Source organism: Flagellimonas spongiicola, assembly GCF_023502425.1.
Lineage (GTDB): Bacteria > Bacteroidota > Bacteroidia > Flavobacteriales > Flavobacteriaceae > Flagellimonas > Flagellimonas spongiicola.
In genome coordinates this window covers 401,699-418,728 of record NZ_JAMFMA010000001.1, presented here as the reverse complement: position 1 = coordinate 418,728, position 17,030 = coordinate 401,699, and the positions used below count along the sequence as shown (strand labels likewise).

Sequence of the window (17,030 nt, the reverse complement as noted above, 5' to 3'; positions counted from 1 at the left end):
ATTGGAATCTTAAGGCCAATTGAGTGTAGCTACAAGAGGAAATAAGATTTAGGTTAGGATAGATAAGTCACCTTCAACCCTGCTCCTTTACAGCCACTTCACTGTATTTGGCATTAATAGTTATGGATTTATCAGCTGTTTTACTTTTGTGATATCCTTTGTACACCTTGCCATTATAGTCCTCGGTACTTTCTACGGTCAACAAATCTGGTAATTCCAATTCAGAATGCGCCTCATTGACATAGATGGTAAAGGGCACAGTTGGTACATTTAAACCCACCTCCCCATTTTTCACGGATATATCAATATTGGAAAAATTATTGGATACTGTATTGATTTGCAGTGCACCCAAATTACTGGTTGCAAACACCTTGTTCATCAATTTGTCTATGGTCACATGGGATGAAACCGCATCCAATTTCAACTCCCGCACTTCCTTTAAATCCACTTTATCCGAAAAGTCCGTCTTTAACTGCCCATAATTCCATTGCTGGACCACCACGGGTGAATACGAAGCACGGATTTCCGTATGATCGCCATCAATAATTGAAGCAAGCAAGCTTGAATGGGACAAGCTTGCTTTAATGTTTTTGGTATTTGCAGAGAGTTTTACCTCACCGTGACGCACATTCATTTTCAATTTCACTGATTTAGGCATTTTTATCTTAATGCTCTTTTTCACTTTGTATTCCTTGGCTTCTCCATCGTCGTTAGAATAATAGAAAATATTGGAATCATCCCCATTACTGATCCGTATAGACCGACTAACTACACGTGTTTTTCTATCTTTCTCGCGTTCCAACTGCAGCTGCTCGCGTTCTAATTTACGTTGTTCGCGCATCAATTCCCTAGCCTCTTCTCTAGCCGCCTTAACTTCTTCACGCATGGCCTCTCTTTCTTCAATCATGGCTTCCCTTTCTTCCAACATAGCCTCACGTTCTGCTTTGCGTTCCTCTGCCATTTTCTCAATATTTTCGCTCCATTCTTCCAATTGTTTTTGATACTCGCCATCAAAATTCTTTTGAAACTTCTTTTGCCACTCCTTCATGTATTTATCGCTATCCTTTTTGTAAGCATCATAGTCAAAGTCTATGGAAGGAATTGGTGGCAAGGGTGGCAATTCTGGTATTACCATTACCTCTGGAAGTTCAGGAATTTCGAGTTCCTCAAACAAAGGTTCAACAAAGGGAGCCTCAGGAATGACTATATCAATATCGCCAAAACTTAGAGCACCTGGGGCTAACACCCCAAAATCCGAACCGCTTGTGGTCACTTGTATTTCCTTGCTATTTCCCATGATTTTAAACGCGTCCCGCTCAAAATAGGTTTCAGCTTCTTCATCAGTAGCTCCTTTGAGTTCTACAATGGCTGTGATTTCAACTTCGGATTTATCCCAAGTTTGAAATTCGATATCGGCATGTTTGGTATCGATATTCAATACCGTTTCATCGCCCACATTAAATGTCTCCTTATAGGTTTTTCTCTTCTCTTGGGCCATAGTGGAAAAACCCACTAGACCCATGAGCAGTACACTAAATAATATCTGATTGTTCCTGTTCATTTTTTGATGATTTTAATTGATTTAATTTTGACTTAAGTTTTTGCAATAGCTGCAATCTTAACTGAAGGTTCTTAATAAGTGCATTAATGGTTTGATCATTAGGCCCTAGGCTGTTCAATTCATTATTCAATGCCTTGTACTCGCTATCCAATTCTGATAGCTGTTCCATATATCCGTCAATGAGTTCCTTATTGTCTTCTGAAAAATCGAGTTCGGACAATTCCAAATTAATATTGGACACGTAATAACTCTCTATCTTTTTCAAATCCGGAGATAAATCCCCTAAGGAAATACTGGGCACCTGACCACTTTTATCCGTGGCATCCACAATTTGATCATTTGGCCCAGGAATATCTGGGTTACTAGCATTAAAGAAGTAAACTCCAAGACCAAATAAAACGACAACTGCTGCCGCAATTTTCAACCACTTATAGTCCGTTTTTCTTTGCGATTGATTTTGCTCAGGTAATTCCGCATCCAATCGGGCGAGAAATCGTAACTCATGGTCCTTGTCCATTCGAAAGGTTTTCTCCTTTCGCTCTTTTTCAAACATTTTTCTAAGATCCTGTGCCATATGCCAAATCTTTAAGTTTATCTTTTAATTGCGCCTTACCACGGAGCAATCTTGTTCTCGAAGCAGTTTCCGTAATTCCCAATACTTGGGAAATTTCATGATGATCATAGCCCTCCACTAGAAATAGCTGCACTACATATCTATATTTATCGGATAACGCTTCAATAGTTTGCTTTACCTTTTCGACCTTTACATGATCATCCACCGTCCAATCATCGTCCTCGCTCACTTGCATATAACTTTCGTTCAAGGCAATGGTATTTTGGTGTTTCGACTTTAAAAAGTCTATACTTCTATTTACAACTATGCGTTTTAACCATGCGCCAAACGTTACCTCGCCTTTAAATTGCTCAATTCGCTGAAACGCTTTTATGAAGGATTCCTGCACCACATCTTCCGCATCATGTGGTTCCTTTACAAAGCGCATGGCAACGGCATACATACCATCGCAATACTGCCGATACAATTGCATTTGCGCTTTGCGGTCGTTATCCTTGCATTTTTCTACGAGCTCAATCTGAAACATGCAGCGTTAAAGGTTTGGTGTTTTAGTTGTTTTCCTTAAGGACGATGTAAAAATATCATCGTTGCAAAATAATACGGATTTAAGGGATTTTAACAAAATAGAAGCCCTTTGGGGTATTCGGTTGCATCAGTAAAACTTTATACCTTAGTGGTAAATACCTTCAATCTTGTCCAATAAAAGAAAAACACCTGATCATACGGTTTCCAAAATAAAAGAACTGCGCAGAAAGGAAATGTCCGTTTCAGAACTAACCAAAGGAATATTTGCGGGCGACAAAACACTGCTTGCCAAAGGAATAACTTTATTGGAAAGTTCTAATCCTATTCATTTTGAAAAGGCGAATGAGGTAATTCAGAAGTGCTTGTCCAAACCCACCAAAAGTGTGCGAATAGGTATTACAGGAGTTCCCGGGGTGGGCAAAAGTTCTTTTATTGAGGTATTTGGCAAAACATTGACCAATCAAGGTAAAAAAGTAGCCGTTTTGGCGGTAGACCCTACTAGCACATTGAGTAAAGGGAGTATTCTTGGTGATAAAACCCGAATGGAGCGTTTATCAAAAGACCCCCACGCTTTTATTAGGCCTACTCCATCTGGCGATTCCTTAGGTGGTGTTGCCAGAAAGACGCGTGAAAGTATTATACTTTGTGAGGCAGCAGGTTTTGATGTCATCTTGGTTGAAACCGTAGGGGTAGGTCAAAGTGAGACCGTAGTTCACAGCATGGTTGATTTTTTCTTGTTGTTAAAACTTTCTGGTGCAGGAGATGAATTGCAAGGAATTAAAAGAGGCATCATGGAAATGGCAGATGCCATAGCCATAAACAAAGCCGATGGTCATAATATTGAAAAGGCAAAATTAGCCGAGCGGGAATTTACCAGAGCCTTACATCTATATCCGCCAAAGGAAAATGGTTGGACACCTAAGGTTTTGCGGTGTTCCGCAATGGAAAACATAGGAATTCTAGAGATCTGGGAATTAATCGAAGGGTTTTCAAAACACACAACAAAAAATGGTCATTTTGAACAACATCGGAAAATTCAAAACAAAAACTGGTTTTTGCAAACATTGGATGAGCAATTGAAACACCTGTTTTACCAACGAAAGAATTACAAAACCAAAATTGAAAGTTTGCTCACAGAAATCGAAGCAAACAAAATATCACCCTACTTCGCCGCCAAAACCCTACTGATGGATATACATCAAGAACTTAAATAAAAGAAGTAAATTTGCCGCGTCTAGACGCAATTTCATGAGCACTGTTACCGATTCACTTTTATCCATAGTAGTTCCTTTATACAACGAAGAAGACAATGTGGTACTTCTTACCCAGAAAATCCATGAAAGTCTTCCAGGGTACAACTATCAAATTGTTTATGTGGACGATTTTTCAAAGGATAGGACCAGAAAGGTGGTCAAAGACATGGATGATGATAAAGTTCACCTTATTGAACTAAAGAAAAACTATGGGCAAAGTCTTGCTCTTGCCGCAGGTATTGATTATGCGGAGGGAGAGTATATCATTACCATGGATGGTGATTTACAAAATGACCCATCCGACATTCCAATGATGTTGGCCGAAGCGGTTAAAGGTGAGTTTGACCTTATTACGGGGATTCGGCAAAAAAGAAAAGACTCCCTAATTAAAAAGATTCCATCCAAAATTGCCAACTTCCTGGTACGAAGGGTAACCAAATTGGACATAAAGGATAATGGCTGTGCGCTTAAGGTCTTCACCAAGGATATAGCCAAAGGTCTAAATCTTTATGGCGAAATGCACCGATTTATCACCCTTTTGGCGCATCTTGAGGGGGCACAGATCAAGCAGATGCCCGTAAAACACCATGCTAGACATGCTGGGGTTTCCAAATATGGTTTGGAGCGAGTATTTAAAGTGGTAGCTGACATGATGCTGTTACTTTTCATCCGAAAGTATTTTCAACGCCCAATTCACTTGTTTGGGATTTTAGGTGTATTGCTGATCATACTCGGTATTTTTATAAATATCTATTTGCTGATAGTGAAGTTAGGTCTTGGTGAGGATATTGGTAACAGACCGTTACTGATTTTTGGAATGATGTTCATATTAGGAGGTATTCAATTGTTTACTATCGGAATTGTTATGGAACTTCTGATTCGAACCTACTATGAATCCCAACAAAAAAGACCTTACAGAATTAAGAAAATTTCCATAGGTGACGGAAAATCTGCGTAAAAAACTCATCACTCTCCTAAAGATTGTGGTCAGTGCAGCACTGATTTATTTCATATTTACCAAAATCAACGTTCAGGATGTGGCGAAAGCCTTAAAAGGCAGCAACCTTTTTTATCTTGTGGCAGCGGTATTGCTAGTTGGTTTATCCAAGATGTTCGCCGCATTTAGGCTAAATCTGTACTTTCATCAAATTGGAGTAAAAATTACCCAGCTAAGCAATCTAAAGCTATACTTGCTAGGTATGTTCTACAATCTTTTCCTTCCAGGTGGTATTGGTGGGGATGCCTACAAGGGGTATGTAATTCAAAAAAAATATAAATCAGGTACAAAACGGGTAGTAGCAGTTCTACTTCTTGATCGTTTAAGCGGAATGCTATTGATTTTTGTTCTCGGATGTCTTTTGGCCCTTGTATTAAAGGAAGATCTGTTCCGTGAAGTTCGGTGGCTACTGATTGTTGCCATTCCCATGGCAGTATTTACGTTTTGGCTACTGAATAAAAAGTTCTTTGAATATACCTTGCCAGTTTTTTGGAAATCCGTTGGTTATTCCGCTTTGGTGCAGGGCACACAATTGATCAGTATCTTATTAATCCTTCAAGCGCTCTCCATTACTTGGGATGTGATAGCTTATCTCTTCATATTCTTGGTGTCGTCCATTGTTTCTGTTATTCCATTGACCATTGGAGGTATAGGCAGTAGGGAAATTACATTTCTTTATGGTGCACAATGGTTAGGTTTAGATGCAAGTACTTCAATAGGAATAAGCTTCATTTTTTTCCTAATTACGGCTTTCATCTCTTTTTTCGGGATTTTCTATGTGCTAAATAAACCAGAATTGGAAACCATATCCTAATCCAACTGTACAAGATGCATCTTGTTCAACTTCTTTTGCCGGGTTGCAGGGTTAAGAAACTTGAGCTGTAGTCGCGTAATTCTGAATTGATCCACCGTATAGTGTTGATGCCAATGATAGCCACTGTTTTTCAGCGCTTCCAATTCAGAATCAGATGCATAAATCCATATACCTTTTTGGTTTTCCAATTCTGTGATGGGCATAATTTTAATAGGATGTTGGTTATAAAAATCCATGGCCCAGGTATGACGTTCAGAAATCTTATAGATTTCAGAAACCGGAATCCCCTTTTCCTTCACTAGCGCAGTCATTGTAGACCCGCCTTGAAACTCCAATAATCTTGGATAAAAATGCATATTCAAAACGGCATTCAACAAAAATGAAGCACACACTCCCAAGGTTATGATACGTAGATACCGTGGCTCACGTTTCAAACAGAAATAGACGATGCCTGCCAATGCAAGTAGCAACAGCGCATATTGATATATTTCCTTAAGCTTGAACACATAAAAACAAATCAGGACTGATCCCACAAAAACAAGACTCAATATAAAATATTGAATACCTAGTAAGACGTTGATCAGTCGTTTGTTATCCTCTTTATAAATCCTATAGAAAAACCCTGCCGACAATATTGCATAAAGCGGGATTAGAATATTTATATAATGTGGTAATTTAAATTGTGCCAAACTGATTAAGAAAAACAAAATCGTTATCCCGCCAACAGTTAAAAATTCCGCCTTGGGCCTTATAGCAAACTTTGACCGCCAGAATTCCTTGATTCTTTGCCAATAAGCAATTAAAGCAAGGACTGTCCAAGGAAGGAAAACCCATAAAAATGTATGGAAAAAGAAAAAGAAGTCACTGCTGTTTTTGCCCACACCTTGACCGCTCATTCGTTCAAAACTTTGTTCCCATAAAATAAAAAAGATGCCGCTTCTATGATCTCTTCCCCGTATAACTTTTTCTGGATGTAAATCAAATTGTAAATAATATGCATACAACATAGGTGCAATGGTCAATCCAAAAACCATTAGGGCCAAAATAACTCGCCAATTGAGCAGACGTTCCCATTTGCGGGTATAGGCCAGATGACATAACAAGGAAAATCCAATCACCACCAATGCTATCTGCCCTTTTGTGGAAAAGGCCATGCCTGCAAAAAAAGCACCAAATAGTATGTTTTTCAACCCGCCTTTTTCAATATACGTTGCCAATTGCCAGATAGCACAGATTGCAAATCCAGTCAAAACCGCATCGGTTCTTACATCAATTCCTGATAAAACAATGGTTTGAGCGGTTAGGAAAATCAAAGCTGACAACTTTCCAACATCCTTGTTGTATAATAGCTTTCCTAAGCCATAACAACCATAGGCACCCAAAAAGAGCATCAATATTCCGGGAATACGGTACGCCCAATCGTGTATGCCGAATATTTTATAGGAAAATGCCGCCAACCAATAATGCATGTGTGGTTTATCCAGGTATTCTTCAGTGCCTTTGATCAAGGTGAAAAAATCATTTTCCTGAACCATCCGCATTGCCATTACGGCAAATTGTGCAGAATCATTTTCAAAAAGTGTTACAAACAGTCCAGCTATATAAACAATAACCACCAGGGCTATCAAAAACCAATAGCGAAGCTTAGAAATCATGGACTAATCTTTTGGAAAGCAAATATAGACAACCTGTAAAAGACCCATCCAAAGAATGCTCCAATTGCGGCACCACTAATCACATCCAACGGAAAATGCACCCCAATATAAATTCTACTGTAGGCTACAATAAATGCCCAGATAAAAAGGAAAATTCCAATAAACCGTACTTTTTCCTTAAACAATAAGGCAAAGAAAGTGGCAGGTGCAAATGAATTGGCTGCATGGGCCGAAAAGTAACTGAACTTTCCGCCACAATAGCTTTTAACCAATCGCATCATACCACTGATTTCAGGATCATGGCAAGGTCGCAAACGACCAATACCATATTTGAAAAAATTGGATAATTGGTCGGTACATGTAATCAACAGACCAATAGCCACAAGAACTATAATAATGTGCTTTGTTTTAAAGTTTTTTCCAACTAGATATAGCAACAAAACATATAGTGGAAATGAATTTCTGGTCTTGGTCATGAACATCCAAAATCCATCCCATGTTTCCGTACCCAATCCGTTCAGGTACAAGAAGAGTTCATGGTCAATGTTTATAATTTCTTCCAACATGATCAGTTGTCATATCGGGCCACTTCCCTATCGTAGAAAGCAGTAGCGGCTTCAATTAAACTTTCAGCTTCAGAAGCCAGTTCGGCTTCATCTTCCTTTGAGAATTCTTCCAACCATTCCACTTCATCATTTTCCAAATTGATGATAAATCGCGGATACTCCGTGTGTACAATGAAAATTGAAGTTGGGTAATCAGTGTTATCCCCCAATAGAAATTTTGGTAGTTCCATGTTCAAGGTTTCTTTGATGGTGAGGCCATCAATTGGTATGTATCAGTTTTTTGGTTAGATAGTTAAATCGAATATACAACATTACTGCAGATGCCGTAAGTCCAAGTAATAGCCCCAACCAGATTCCTGTACTCTTCAACTCTGAAAACAAGCCAAAATAGTAGGATACTGGAAAGCCAATCAACCAATAAGCAATAAAGGTAATCAAGGTTGGAATCTTCACATCTTGCAAGCCCCTTAACGCTCCTAATACCACCACCTGGATACCATCCGAAATTTGGAAAAACGCAGCCACCAGCAATAGTTTTGCTGCAATTATAATTACCTCTGTATTGTCCATTTGATTGACTACGTCATCCACATCCAAGTAGATTGTGGGCAACCAATGTCTACCCAACAAGAATAAGGCGGCAAAAACTACCTCCAAAAGTAAAGTCAAAAAGAAGATGGACTGTGCTATACGCCTCAATTCTTGAAAATTCTGAAGTCCTTTCTGGTTTCCAACCCTGACCATAGCAGCTACACTCAATCCCATACCCACCATGAACGTCATACTGCTTAAGTTCAATGCGATCTGATTTGCCGCTTGTGCATTTTTACCCAGAACCCCACTCAACCAAATGGCAGCTGTAAATATGGCCACCTCAAAGAACATTTGTAGCGCAGAGGGAAAACCTAAGCTTATGATTTTATTGATGATTTTCCGTTCTATCGCCTTGAAATTGAAATTGGTGACATAAAACTGGAATTTCTCTTTACGCTTCAACAAAAACCAGATATAACCAACCATTATGAAACGTGAAGTCAATGTACCAATTGCAGCACCAACTATACCAAGTTTAGGAAAACCGAAGGAGCCAAAAATCAATAAGTAATTGATAACAATATTGATGACATTGGCCAGTACGGTTGCATACATTGGGTACTTGGTTTGTGAAAGTCCTTCCGAAAATTGTTTGAACGCTTGAAATATGATTAAGGGCACTAAAGAAAAGGCCACCAAATCCAAATAGGGCATTGCCAATTCCACCACTTCCACGGGCTGTTTCATGTAGTGTAAAAAAGGCTTGCAGAGTAAAATAATACCGAAAAGCGAGAAACCAAGAAGCGTGCATAACACTAAACCGTGCTTTAATGCACTTTTACCTGCTTTTTTATCCCCTGCACCATCCGCCTCAGCAACTAACGGAGTTATAGCCGTAGAAAATCCAATACCCAAGGACATGGCGATAAAAACAAAGCTGTTTCCCAAAGAAACGGCTGCCAATTCAGCTGTTCCCAATTGGCCAACCATGATGTTATCTGCGAATGCCACAAAGGTGTGACCCAGCATACCCAGAATAACAGGGTAGGCCAACCTTAGGTTGTACACAAATTCTTTAGTGTAATTAGAAAACAAGCTATTGGATTTAGACCGCCAAAGATACTGTTTCCGTAATCCTTAAACGAACCTAAAATCACTAAAATATCAACTAGAAAGAAGATTGCAGAATTTCTTGCATTGCGGGGTATTCCTCATCCAAATCCCCATATTTAGTTCGCTCTTTTATCAGCTCTACTTTCATCTCGGAAATAATCTCGGCGTATTTTTCATCGGCAATGGCATTGTGAAGTTCTTTTGGGTCTTCCTCTAGATCATAAAACTCCCATTGTGGCGCTGTACTGTCTTTGGATGTGCCTTTTTTTCCAAGAGCCTGTCCGTAAAACAAGGCTAACTTATATCTATGGTTACGAATTCCAAAATGTGCGGGTCTATGCGGATGATGTAACCAATACCGGTAATACATTTGTTTTCTCCAATTCCCATCGGAGTTACCTTCCAGGATTTCCCTAAAGCTCTCCCCTTGCATATAAGCAGGTTTTTCAATTCCAGCATAATCTGCAATCAAGGGTGCAAAATCGATATTCAAGATAATATCATCAATACGTTGACCTCCCTTTATTTTCTTTGGATAGCGAATTACAAAGGGCATGCGCAAGGATTCTTCATAAATCAACCTTTTGTCAAAAAAGCCATGTTCTCCTAAAAAATAACCTTGATCTGCCGTGTAAACCACAATGGTATTATCAGCTATTCCTTCACTTTCAAGCCAATCCAATAATTTTCCAATATTATCATCTATCGCCGCGCCACAACGCATAAAATCCTTGACCAATTTTTGATAGATTTTTTTTCGTTTTTGGATACTATCCAAGCCGTCCAAGGGATAAGGCAATCCAGGGTAGTCGGTCCAAAATTCTTCCGGGTTTTTGGTAGCCTCGTCCCATCGTGCGGCCAATCTTTCCAAAATTTGGCCACCAAAAGTCCTTCCCGTGGTTTCCTTTCCAAAATCGTAGAGGGATTTAGGTTCTACTATTTCCTCATCTTCGTATAAATGCGCAAATCGTTCAGGATACTCAAAAGGTTCATGTGTAGCCTTGAAATTACAGAACATTAGAAAGGGCTTTTCTTTATCTCTTTTTTCTAGGTGGGATATGGTTAAATCCGTGATCACATCCGTTGAAAAACCTTTATGAACCGTGCCTTTAGAACTGTCGTATCCATCTACCCAATCTGCATCTGTTTTTAGTATTGGGTCCCAATACAGACCTTGTCCTGGTAACACATTAAAATAATCGAAACCTTCTGGCTTACCCACTAAATGCCACTTTCCGATTACTGCGGTTTGATACCCCTGTCCAGAAAGTGTCTTGGCAATGTTTGGATGACCCTTAGGAAGGGGTTCACTTAAGGTATACACCTGATTTACATGACTGTATTGACCGGTTAAAATGCTACCTCTACTTGGTGTGCAAATGGAATTTGTGCAAAAGGCGTTATTCAGCACCGCACCCTCATTTGCCAATCTTTTAATATTGGTATTGTGTACATAATCCTCCAAAATTCCACCATAGAGTCCCCAAGCTTGGGAGGTATGATCATCTGAGAGAATAAACAAGATGTTAGGAGGTTCCTCTTGTTGCTCCAGCTTTTCTGCGCACGAAACAAAGGTTATTATTAGCAACAGAAATGCAAGCAATTTAGAAGCGGAGGTAACTTTCATTGGTGTGGTTTTAGGGTTGGTGAATGATAAAACTACTCATTTTTATCAATTCCCTTTACCTCAAAAAGGCTATGCTTTCTTGGCTTCTTCCCAAAAAACGTCCATTTCTGCCAATGACATATCCTTGAGGCTTTTGCCCAGTCCTTTTGCTTTTTGTTCTAGATATTGGAACCGTTTGATGAACTTTTTATTGGTTCTTTCAAGTGCATTTTCAGGGTTGATGTCCAAAAAACGGGCGTAATTGATCATTGAAAACAAAACATCGCCAAATTCAGATTCCAATCGGTCAGCATTGCCTTGTTTAAGTTCCTCCTGCAACTCACCCAATTCTTCCTGCACCTTTTCAAACACCTGTTCTGGTTGTTCCCAATCGAAGCCAACCCCTGCTACTTTTTCTTGGATTCTATTGGCCTTAACCAATGCTGGTAAACTGTTTGGCACTCCTTCCAAAACACTTTTCTTGCCTTCTTTTAATTTGATGTTTTCCCAGTTTTGTTTTACTTCTTCCTCATCCTTAACATCAACATCTCCATAAATATGTGGGTGTCTATTTATTAATTTCTCGCATATCCCATTGGCCACATCGGCAATATCAAAATCCTGGGTTTCGGAGCCAATTTTAGCATAGAATATTATGTGAAGCAACAAATCCCCAAGTTCCTTTTTCACTTCCTCCAAATCATTATCCAAAATGGCATCACCTAATTCATAGGTTTCCTCTATGGTCAAATGCCTCAGGGATTGCATTGTCTGCTTTTTATCCCATGGGCAACCTGCCCTAAGCTCGTCCATGATGGTTAGCAGTCTATCAATGGCCTTTAGCTGCTCAGATCTTGCATTCATCTATAAAATTTTATCTAAAAGTACAAAGACCATACATTTAGAGAGGCTGGATTTTCGGTAATTTTAGACAAGCTTAAAATTAACTATCAATTAGTTCAGTCATTATGAAATACAAGATGAAAATCCGCTCTTTACTTGCATTAACGTTTTTCGCAATTTTTCCACTTTTTGGACAAACGGATTTGCCATTTGCAGGAGAGGTAAAAGAAATTCAGGAAAACATCCAGAAAACTTGGGACAATTCCAAAGAAACAATTGTTTTTACAGGCAGTTCCAGCATTCGAATGTGGAATGATCTTCAGGAACGATTTCCTGAAACCCAAATATTGAACACGGGATTTGGGGGTTCCCAATCTTCAGATTTGGAACACTTTCTAGACGAGTTGATATTGGATTACAATCCCAGTCAAGTTTTTATTTACGAAGGAGATAATGACATCAATTCCAAAAAAAGTCCAAGGGCCATTATTGGTACAATGGAGGATATATTGGAAGTTCTGCAAACCAAAAATCCAAACATGGACATTGTGCTTATTTCGGCCAAGCCAAGCATATCAAGATGGCACTTAAAAAGAAAGTACAAGCGCTTTAATAAAAGATTGAGCAAATTGGCGTCACGAACGACAGGTGTTCGCTATGCTGATGTTTGGACCACGATGCTCAATAAACGAAAGTTAAAGCGAGACCTATTCATCGAAGATGGGTTACATATGAATTCCAAAGGTTATGATCTTTGGCAAGAAGCACTTAAAGAATACGTAAACAATACCCTTTAATCATGATATCACGAGTTGCATGGATTTTTATTGCTGTTATAAGTTTAGCGGCATGTCAATCACAAAAAAAGGAAATCAATCTTCCTAAAACGGATATGGCACAGGTTGCCTTGATACCAAAACCAGTGGAAACCGTTGCAACTCATTCTGCCTACGCCTTGGACTCCAGTACGGTAATCTACACAAGTCAAGCTAACCCGGAATTTCATGCAGTGGGTGAATTTTTAGCCAATAAAATTAAAGGGAAGACCGGATTAACGGTTAACGTAAATACCACAAGTGAAGCTGGTTCGGTTGACCGCATTGTCTATATTAACCAATCAGACAGCGATGACTTGAAGACTCCAGAGGCCTATCAACTTTATGTAAAAAAGGATTCTATTTACATTAACGCCAAGACAGCGGCCGGCGCTTTTAGAGGTATACAGACGCTTAGGCAACTTATACCAGAACAATCAAACGATACCTTAACAGACCATCCGCTGTGGTTGGTACCAACAGGAAAAATAATGGATGCGCCCAGATATGCATACCGTGCGTCCATGTTAGATGTGGCAAGGCACTTTTTTACCGTGGATGAGGTGAAAAAATACCTGGACATCTTAGCCTATTATAAATACAATGCCTTGCATTTACACCTCTCTGATGACCAAGGCTGGAGAATAGAAATTAAATCTTGGCCTAAGCTAACCGAAATCGGTGGAGCTTCGGAAGTTGGAGGCGAATCAGGTGGCTTCTATACCCAGGAAGAGTATAAAGAAATAGTCGCCTATGCGGCAGAGCGACATATTGAAATCATTCCTGAAATTGATATGCCTGGCCATACAAATGCTGCTTCCTTGAGTTATCCCTTCCTTCACGCTGGTGGAAAGGCGGATAAACCACGTGTTCGTACTGATACCCAAGTGGGCTATAGTTCTTTTCATACTCGAAAAGATGAGGTATATGAGTTTATTGATGATGTTGTACGTGAGATTGCTGCAATTTCGCCAAGCCCATATTTCCATATTGGAGGGGACGAAAGTCATGTGACCAAGAAAAAAGATTATATCCATTTTGTTGAAAAAGTAGAAAAGATTGTGCAAAACCATGGTAAAACTGCAGTTGGCTGGAATGAGATAGGTCAAGCCAAAATAAGCCCAAATACGGTACTGCAACTTTGGAATGAACCCCACAATGCATTAAAAGCAGCGAATAACGGCTCCAAAATCATCGTTTCCTCTGCGGAAAGAATGTATTTGGATATGAAATACGATTCTATTTCTGAATATGGCCTTACATGGGCAGGCTTGATTCCTGTAGATCTGGCTTACAATTGGGATCCAAAAACGTATTTGGAAGAATTACCTGAGGAAAGCATTATGGGAATTGAGGCACCGCTTTGGTCAGAGACCATTAGCAATAGTGACGAGCTTGAATATTTAGCATTTCCAAGGGCCATTGGTTATGCTGAAATGGGCTGGTCAACAGCAGAAAGCAGGAATTGGGAAGAATATAGAACTCGATTGGCAAAGCAGGTTCCTTACTTCTCCCGAATGAATATAAATTACTATCCAACCAAGCTAGTAGACTGGGAGTAAATTTACTCCTCTTCAGATGAGGGGGTTTCGACCTCCTCGTCTTTTTCTGTCGTAAAATCAGTGATTTTGTTATCGAGAAGAATGTTGTACCACTGGATGATTTTCTTGATATCACTGGCGTAAACGCGATCCTCATCATAATTTGGCAATACTTCAAAGAAATACTCCTCTAGAGCAATTTTTTCCGCTTTATGACTAATGGTGGTCTTTTTTCCATTCTCCTTATCCAACATCTTGGAAAATACATCCCGAAGTGGAACTTCTTCCTCCAATGTATAGATGGCTATTTCTGAAAGAACACTAACATTGTTTCGCATTCCAACAGTAACTCGTTTACCATCCAAAAGGGATTCACCAACAAATCCAGATCTTGTTTGGGTTAAGAGTTTATAAAGTCCAGGTTTGCCTGCAATTGATAAAATTTTGTCCAGTGCCATATTTAATTTTTATGCGCGCAAAATTAGGCTTTTAGCGCAATCCTTGTTTTTTTTAACGTCCTTTTTTGATATTCGGGAATTTCATCTTGTATTCAACATTGATTTTCCCTTTGGATATTTTATCCAATCGATTTTTGAGCAACCGTTTCTTCAGCGATGATAATTTATCTGTAAACAACACACCTTCAATATGATCGTACTCATGTTGAATCACCCTTGCCAGCAACCCGTCATAGCTTTCGGTGTGTTCCTTAAAGTCTTCATCCATATACGTAATGGTCAACTTTGGTTTGCGTTTTACATCCTCCCGTACATCAGGAATACTTAGGCAACCCTCATTGAAATCCCATTCGTCACCCGTCTCATCAGTGATTTTAGCATTGATAAACACTTTTTTGAAATCCTTCAAGGCTTCTTGATCTTCTGGGCTTAATTCGTCATCATCCGCAAAAGGGGATGTATCTACCAAAAAAATACGAATAGGCAATCCGATTTGAGGAGCTGCCAATCCTACTCCATGCGCATTATACATGGTTTCCCACATATTTGCTATCAGGGTTTCTAATTTTGGGTATTCAGAATCAATAGCCTTGGCTACTTTTCTTAATACGGGGTCGCCATAAGCGATTATAGGTAAAATCATAGGTTAAAATCTATTAAGGTATGCCTGTAAAATAAGGGTCGCACTAATTTCGTCCACCAAGGCCTTATCTTGTCGTTTTTTCTTTTTCATACCACTGGCCACCATGGACTGAACGGCCATTTTTGATGTAAATCGCTCATCTTGCCTTTCTATGGGAATAGCAGGGAACTGTTTTACTAACTTTTTTAAAAAACCTTGTATCAATTCTTCGGATTCTGATGGCGTATTATCCATTTGTTTCGGTAGTCCAACTACAAATGCATCCACCTTTTCCTCTTTCAAATAGGATTTCAGGAAATCCAGCAATTCATCGGTTAAGACCGTGGTAAGTCCTGATGCAATCAATTGCAGCTCGTCCGTGACCGCAATACCGGTACGCACCTTACCAAAATCCAATGCCAATAGTCTTGCCAATTTTTAATTTTTGGCAAAAATAACCCTAAAAATGTTACGTCATTAAATATGCTGCGATTATTCTAAGGAGCCCACTATCTTTGTCAAAATTTTCTATACCATGACGCAGTTAAAGGCACAAATTGAAGAAGCCTGGGAGAACCGGGAATTGTTAAAAGATGAAGCTACTCAAAATGCAATTCGTAAGGTTATAGACCTTATTAACATTGGAGAATTGCGCTGTGCCGAACCAACCGCTGATGGTTGGCAAATCAATGAATGGGTAAAAAAGGGGGTTGTACTATATTTCCCGATTCAAAAAATGGAGGTTCTGGAAGCTGGGATTTTTGAATATCATGACAAGATTCCATTAAAAAAAGGATACCAAGAAAAAGGAGTTCGTGTTGTACCGCATGCAGTTGCAAGACATGGAGCTTATATTTCCTCCGGAACTATATTAATGCCAAGTTATGTGAATATAGGTGCTTACGTTGACGAAGGTACAATGGTAGATACCTGGGCAACAGTAGGCAGTTGTGCCCAGATAGGTAAAAACGTTCACTTAAGTGGCGGTGTAGGAATTGGTGGGGTATTGGAACCCTTACAAGCAGCCCCTGTAATCATTGAGGATAATGCATTTATTGGTTCACGCTGCATCGTTGTTGAAGGCGTGCGTGTTGAAAAAGAAGTCGTTTTAGGCGCCAACGTGGTACTTACCGCATCTACAAAAATCATTGATGTCACAAGTGATAAACCTGTTGAAATGAAAGGAAGGGTACCTGCGCGTTCAGTAGTAATTCCTGGCAGTTATACCAAGAAGTTTTCAGCTGGTGAATATCAAGTTCCTTGTGCGTTGATCATTGGAAAACGAAAAGAAAGTACGGACAAGAAAACTTCCTTGAACAATGCGTTACGAGAGCATGACGTTGCCGTATAGTTTCAAATTTCGCCTTTGCTTTTGAAGCTATTTGAGAATTTTGGAACTATCTATATTGTAATTTTCAATATAGCATTCATTTTTTATCAACTCGCAAAGCAACCAATTAAACTTTTGGCATCTTTTGCTTACAAAACCACCTACATCGTTAACCAATAAGGGAGGAATTGATGGATTTGTTAAATCTCATCCATGTAAGAAA

18 protein-coding genes are annotated in these 17,030 nt (G+C 39.4%); 6 read left to right on the top strand and 12 right to left on the bottom strand.

Annotated features, from left to right (window positions below; all coding sequences use genetic code 11):
* Window positions 1-73: 73 nt before the first annotated feature.
* The 3 genes from M3P19_RS02045 to M3P19_RS02035 are packed head-to-tail and all read right to left on the bottom strand — an operon-like array spanning window position 74 to window position 2,661.
* A complete protein-coding gene (locus M3P19_RS02045) occupies window positions 74-1,561 on the bottom strand; it encodes a hypothetical protein (RefSeq protein WP_249655953.1) in 1,488 nt (495 codons plus the stop codon).
* Window positions 1,533-2,135, bottom strand: a complete 603-nt coding sequence (locus M3P19_RS02040; protein WP_249655952.1) for a hypothetical protein — start codon at window positions 2,133-2,135, stop codon at window positions 1,533-1,535. Before M3P19_RS02040 ends, M3P19_RS02045 begins: the two co-directional genes overlap by 29 nt.
* Window positions 2,119-2,661: an RNA polymerase sigma factor gene (locus tag M3P19_RS02035; RefSeq protein ID WP_249655951.1), complete on the bottom strand. Its 543-nt coding sequence runs from the start codon at window positions 2,659-2,661 to the stop codon at window positions 2,119-2,121. The genes M3P19_RS02040 and M3P19_RS02035 overlap by 17 nt, the downstream gene beginning before the upstream one ends.
* A gap of 166 nt (window positions 2,662-2,827) precedes the next feature.
* On the opposite strand from M3P19_RS02035, the gene meaB reads away from it, so the two are divergent.
* Genes meaB through M3P19_RS02020 form a run of 3 tightly spaced genes read left to right on the top strand, consistent with a single transcriptional unit; the run spans window position 2,828 to window position 5,724 of the window.
* A complete protein-coding gene (meaB, locus tag M3P19_RS02030; protein WP_249655950.1) occupies window positions 2,828-3,874 on the top strand; it encodes a methylmalonyl Co-A mutase-associated GTPase MeaB in 1,047 nt (348 codons plus the stop codon).
* A gap of 34 nt (window positions 3,875-3,908) precedes the next feature.
* Window positions 3,909-4,871, top strand: a complete 963-nt coding sequence (locus tag M3P19_RS02025; RefSeq protein ID WP_249655949.1) for a glycosyltransferase family 2 protein — start codon at window positions 3,909-3,911, stop codon at window positions 4,869-4,871.
* Window positions 4,852-5,724, top strand: coding sequence for a lysylphosphatidylglycerol synthase transmembrane domain-containing protein (locus M3P19_RS02020; protein ID WP_249655948.1), 873 nt, complete (start codon window positions 4,852-4,854; stop codon window positions 5,722-5,724). Before M3P19_RS02025 ends, M3P19_RS02020 begins: the two co-directional genes overlap by 20 nt.
* On the opposite strand, the gene M3P19_RS02015 is transcribed toward M3P19_RS02020, so the two are convergent.
* The 6 genes from M3P19_RS02015 to mazG form a co-directional block, all read right to left on the bottom strand.
* On the bottom strand, window positions 5,721-7,379 hold the full coding sequence (locus M3P19_RS02015; RefSeq protein WP_249655947.1) for an ArnT family glycosyltransferase: 1,659 nt from the start codon (window positions 7,377-7,379) through the stop codon (window positions 5,721-5,723). The two genes, M3P19_RS02020 and M3P19_RS02015, sit on opposite strands and share 4 nt — an antisense overlap.
* Window positions 7,376-7,945: a phosphatase PAP2 family protein gene (locus tag M3P19_RS02010; protein ID WP_249655946.1), complete on the bottom strand. Its 570-nt coding sequence runs from the start codon at window positions 7,943-7,945 to the stop codon at window positions 7,376-7,378. The genes M3P19_RS02015 and M3P19_RS02010 overlap by 4 nt, the downstream gene beginning before the upstream one ends.
* A 2-nt stretch (window positions 7,946-7,947) precedes the next feature.
* Window positions 7,948-8,175 (bottom strand): hypothetical protein, encoded by a 228-nt coding sequence (locus tag M3P19_RS02005; RefSeq protein ID WP_249655945.1) that lies wholly within the window; start codon window positions 8,173-8,175, stop codon window positions 7,948-7,950.
* A 28-nt stretch (window positions 8,176-8,203) separates the two neighbouring features.
* Window positions 8,204-9,574: an MATE family efflux transporter gene (locus M3P19_RS02000; RefSeq protein ID WP_249655944.1), complete on the bottom strand. Its 1,371-nt coding sequence runs from the start codon at window positions 9,572-9,574 to the stop codon at window positions 8,204-8,206.
* A 73-nt stretch (window positions 9,575-9,647) separates the two neighbouring features.
* Window positions 9,648-11,219: a sulfatase family protein gene (locus M3P19_RS01995; protein WP_249655943.1), complete on the bottom strand. Its 1,572-nt coding sequence runs from the start codon at window positions 11,217-11,219 to the stop codon at window positions 9,648-9,650.
* A gap of 69 nt (window positions 11,220-11,288) precedes the next feature.
* A complete protein-coding gene (gene mazG / locus M3P19_RS01990; RefSeq protein WP_249655942.1) occupies window positions 11,289-12,062 on the bottom strand; it encodes a nucleoside triphosphate pyrophosphohydrolase in 774 nt (257 codons plus the stop codon).
* 104 nt (window positions 12,063-12,166) lie between these two features.
* On the opposite strand from mazG, the gene M3P19_RS01985 reads away from it, so the two are divergent.
* Both M3P19_RS01985 and M3P19_RS01980 read left to right on the top strand, forming a co-directional pair.
* The gene (locus tag M3P19_RS01985; protein ID WP_249655941.1) at window positions 12,167-12,838 is read left to right on the top strand and encodes a GDSL-type esterase/lipase family protein; all 672 of its coding nucleotides are present in this window, start codon (window positions 12,167-12,169) and stop codon (window positions 12,836-12,838) included.
* Between the two features lie 2 nt (window positions 12,839-12,840).
* Window positions 12,841-14,418 carry a beta-N-acetylhexosaminidase gene (locus M3P19_RS01980; protein ID WP_249655940.1) on the top strand — a complete coding sequence of 526 codons (1,578 nt, stop codon included), beginning with the start codon at window positions 12,841-12,843 and terminating at the stop codon, window positions 14,416-14,418.
* 2 nt (window positions 14,419-14,420) lie between these two features.
* On the opposite strand, the gene M3P19_RS01975 is transcribed toward M3P19_RS01980, so the two are convergent.
* Genes M3P19_RS01975 through ruvX form a run of 3 tightly spaced genes read right to left on the bottom strand, consistent with a single transcriptional unit; the run spans window position 14,421 to window position 15,912 of the window.
* Complete coding sequence (locus M3P19_RS01975; protein ID WP_249655939.1) at window positions 14,421-14,855, bottom strand: DUF5606 family protein; 435 nt, start codon at window positions 14,853-14,855, stop codon at window positions 14,421-14,423.
* A gap of 52 nt (window positions 14,856-14,907) precedes the next feature.
* The gene (gene def, locus M3P19_RS01970) at window positions 14,908-15,498 is read right to left on the bottom strand and encodes a peptide deformylase (protein ID WP_249655938.1); all 591 of its coding nucleotides are present in this window, start codon (window positions 15,496-15,498) and stop codon (window positions 14,908-14,910) included.
* 3 nt (window positions 15,499-15,501) lie between these two features.
* Window positions 15,502-15,912: a Holliday junction resolvase RuvX gene (gene ruvX / locus M3P19_RS01965; protein ID WP_249655937.1), complete on the bottom strand. Its 411-nt coding sequence runs from the start codon at window positions 15,910-15,912 to the stop codon at window positions 15,502-15,504.
* Window positions 15,913-16,012: 100 nt separating this feature from the next.
* Here ruvX and M3P19_RS01960 point away from each other — a divergent pair, with 100 nt between their 5' ends.
* Window positions 16,013-16,828 carry a 2,3,4,5-tetrahydropyridine-2,6-dicarboxylate N-succinyltransferase gene (locus M3P19_RS01960; RefSeq protein WP_249655936.1) on the top strand — a complete coding sequence of 272 codons (816 nt, stop codon included), beginning with the start codon at window positions 16,013-16,015 and terminating at the stop codon, window positions 16,826-16,828.
* The last annotated feature ends 202 nt before the right edge of the window (window positions 16,829-17,030 follow it).

Excerpts from the sequence above, each read along its gene's own strand:
- M3P19_RS01995 (WP_249655943.1), bottom strand. The coding sequence starts at position 11,219 with ATGAAAGTTACCTCCGCTTCTAAATTGCTTGCATTTCTGTTGCTAATA.
- M3P19_RS02010 (WP_249655946.1), bottom strand. The coding sequence starts at position 7,945 with ATGTTGGAAGAAATTATAAACATTGACCATGAACTCTTCTTGTACCTG.
- def (WP_249655938.1), bottom strand. The coding sequence starts at position 15,498 with ATGATTTTACCTATAATCGCTTATGGCGACCCCGTATTAAGAAAAGTA.
- M3P19_RS01960 (WP_249655936.1), top strand. The coding sequence starts at position 16,013 with ATGACGCAGTTAAAGGCACAAATTGAAGAAGCCTGGGAGAACCGGGAA.
- M3P19_RS02005 (WP_249655945.1), bottom strand. The coding sequence starts at position 8,175 with ATGGAACTACCAAAATTTCTATTGGGGGATAACACTGATTACCCAACT.
- M3P19_RS02040 (WP_249655952.1), bottom strand. The coding sequence starts at position 2,135 with ATGGCACAGGATCTTAGAAAAATGTTTGAAAAAGAGCGAAAGGAGAAA.
- M3P19_RS01985 (WP_249655941.1), top strand. The coding sequence starts at position 12,167 with ATGAAATACAAGATGAAAATCCGCTCTTTACTTGCATTAACGTTTTTC.
- M3P19_RS02015 (WP_249655947.1), bottom strand. The coding sequence starts at position 7,379 with ATGATTTCTAAGCTTCGCTATTGGTTTTTGATAGCCCTGGTGGTTATT.
- M3P19_RS01980 (WP_249655940.1), top strand. The coding sequence starts at position 12,841 with ATGATATCACGAGTTGCATGGATTTTTATTGCTGTTATAAGTTTAGCG.
- M3P19_RS02035 (WP_249655951.1), bottom strand. The coding sequence starts at position 2,661 with ATGTTTCAGATTGAGCTCGTAGAAAAATGCAAGGATAACGACCGCAAA.
- M3P19_RS02045 (WP_249655953.1), bottom strand. The coding sequence starts at position 1,561 with ATGAACAGGAACAATCAGATATTATTTAGTGTACTGCTCATGGGTCTA.
- mazG (WP_249655942.1), bottom strand. The coding sequence starts at position 12,062 with ATGAATGCAAGATCTGAGCAGCTAAAGGCCATTGATAGACTGCTAACC.
- M3P19_RS02025 (WP_249655949.1), top strand. The coding sequence starts at position 3,909 with ATGAGCACTGTTACCGATTCACTTTTATCCATAGTAGTTCCTTTATAC.
- M3P19_RS01975 (WP_249655939.1), bottom strand. The coding sequence starts at position 14,855 with ATGGCACTGGACAAAATTTTATCAATTGCAGGCAAACCTGGACTTTAT.